Source organism: Streptococcus vulneris (assembly GCF_019218685.1).
GTDB lineage: Bacteria > Bacillota > Bacilli > Lactobacillales > Streptococcaceae > Streptococcus > Streptococcus vulneris.
This window is the reverse complement of sequence record NZ_JAHUZC010000023.1, coordinates 1-2,089: the sequence shown is the minus strand read 5'-3', so window position 1 is coordinate 2,089 and position 2,089 is coordinate 1. Positions and strand designations below refer to the sequence as shown.

Annotated in this window: 4 protein-coding genes; all 4 read right to left on the bottom strand. The window is 34.4% G+C overall.

Annotated elements, in window-relative coordinates; all coding sequences use genetic code 11:
- Positions 1-80 precede the first annotated feature (80 nt).
- From KUA57_RS09380 to KUA57_RS09365, 4 genes are read right to left on the bottom strand one after another with little or no spacing between them, the layout of a single operon-like run.
- Positions 81-461: an ImmA/IrrE family metallo-endopeptidase gene (locus tag KUA57_RS09380; RefSeq protein WP_101785626.1), complete on the bottom strand. Its 381-nt coding sequence runs from the start codon at positions 459-461 to the stop codon at positions 81-83.
- A 20-nt stretch (positions 462-481) separates the two neighbouring features.
- Positions 482-982, bottom strand: coding sequence for a hypothetical protein (locus KUA57_RS09375; RefSeq protein ID WP_250646353.1), 501 nt, complete (start codon positions 980-982; stop codon positions 482-484).
- Between the two features lie 3 nt (positions 983-985).
- The gene (locus KUA57_RS09370) at positions 986-1,408 is read right to left on the bottom strand and encodes a hypothetical protein (RefSeq protein WP_218494143.1); all 423 of its coding nucleotides are present in this window, start codon (positions 1,406-1,408) and stop codon (positions 986-988) included.
- Between the two features lies 1 nt (position 1,409).
- Positions 1,410-1,766: a helix-turn-helix domain-containing protein gene (locus KUA57_RS09365; RefSeq protein WP_218494142.1), complete on the bottom strand. Its 357-nt coding sequence runs from the start codon at positions 1,764-1,766 to the stop codon at positions 1,410-1,412.
- Positions 1,767-2,089: the final 323 nt, after the last annotated feature.

Genomic DNA, 2,089 nt, shown 5'->3' with positions numbered 1-2,089 from the left:
TACTACCTAATCCTCACACTCTCCTCGACCAAAATTTGAGTGTGGGGATTTTTTTTTGTTTTTATAGTTATTCTGATGAACTATCCTATCAATTCATAATATTCGTCAATTACCATCAATTCGTCCGTGACTGTTCTAAGCTCATGTTTTTGCATGAACTGGATATAGTTGAAAGATTGATGGTCGTCTGATAGTGCGAGTTCTTCTTCTAGCAACTTATGAATCATGTGCCTATTAGCCTCATTCTCGCATCTGGTGTGGTTATTTTTATATAGTGCAGTAGAATGTTCCAGATGTCCTAATTCGTGGTATATGACCCGTTTTTTTGCGTTTTCGGACAGTTCACGGTTTATAAAGATAATACTAATCTCTTTGACGTAAACTCCAGGTCTTTGCCAAAGTTCATTATCAAAGTAAGCGAGAGTGACACCGTGTGAGTCAACTAGCTCTTCAATAGTCATAGGCTATCATCCTTTTTGTGTTATTTTGTTGTTAAAATGGTTACGATGATTGCGAGTATCCCCAGTAAAGTACTAACTAACAATCCGATAAACCAATACATGAACTCTTTTTTGCTTTTAGCTTGCTCTTCTAATCTCTTGTTTTCTTGAGTTAGAAACATAGTTTCAATACGTTTCTCGAAATTATCAAATTTTAAATCGACTTGCTCAAATTTCAAATCAACTTGTTCAAATTTCAAGTCGATTTTTTCAAATCCGCTACGCATTTCTTGTCTGAGTTGATCAATTTTTAAATCAATTTTCTCGAATCCATGCTGGGTATCAGAATTAATTTTATCAAGTTTTAAGTCGATTTCAGATTTGCTGTAAGTATCTTGTGACATAATATTTTCCTCCGATAACATTTCTGACTCCATTATATCATGATTTTGTATGGGTACAGTTTTCAATGAAGATTTAGAAGCGTAAATTGAAGAAACTTTGGAAGGGGTAGGTTTGAAATTATCTTGTGTGTCCGGCATTGTTTACCCCCACTTTCCAAAATGGTGATAACTATATGCTGTATCTACTTCCTGACCGTTTTCGTCCATCAAGATGAAGAAAAAGTAAAAATCACTTGGGTTCTGTATCGTAAAATTAAAGCTGAAATTTCCAGTGGCCATACCAAAGCCGTCTTCGAGTAGCACAAATTCTTGTCTCGCAATATTTATTCTCGTAGCATGGACAGGGTAAGACGTGCCATTAGGGAAGTAGGCAATTAGAGACAGGATATAATCAGTTTCAGGTCTTAGGTTAAAGAAGTCTAGGAATGCAACCAAAGATGTCGAACCAGGGAACATATCGAAGTTGGTGACCGTTCCTAGAAGTTGAGCAGTTTCAGGATTGACAATCCTGATTGCTGTCATCTTTTCTCTGAACGGATTCTTTTTCATTGGAATACTTGTCATACTATCTACCTCTCAAATAAATCTCGATGATGTTCTGGATGGCGTCGATGTCTTCTTCTGTAAGAGGCTTGCCATCGAATGTTTTTGCATTCTCTGCCATCTTTCGTAGGTCGTCAGACGTGTATCCTGCGATTGTATCATCCTTTGCAATAACAGGATTATCTGTCCGTCCAAGCAGATAGTCAGTGGACACGTTGAAGTAGTCGGCGATTTTTGCAATATGTTCAGCTGAAGGAGTCTTTTTATTCTTAAGACTATAAATGTAATTTTTCCCTAAACCGACTCTTTCTTCCAAAGTATTTAGAGAAATTCCTTGTTTTTTAGCTAAAATTTTAATTTTTTCGAATGTCTCAAACATTGATTTATCAACCTTTCTGAAGCATTACAAAAAAATATTTTATTTTTTCATCTAAAACACTTGACATTTATTAGATGAACGACTAAAATAGTATTTGTAATTAAGAAACAACTAAAAAAACAACTAAAAAATAAATCGTAAAAATGTTTTGGCGAACGGTATTTATAGATTTATTAGTGTTTTTATTATGCCTTTATTTTAGACAAACATCTAAAAAAAGTCAAGCGAAAAGATAAAAAAATAGTCAAAAATTTAGTTGTTTCTTGTTTACTTGTTCCTTGACAATTGAATAGAGCATGTGAGATAATATAGGGGAATTGAAA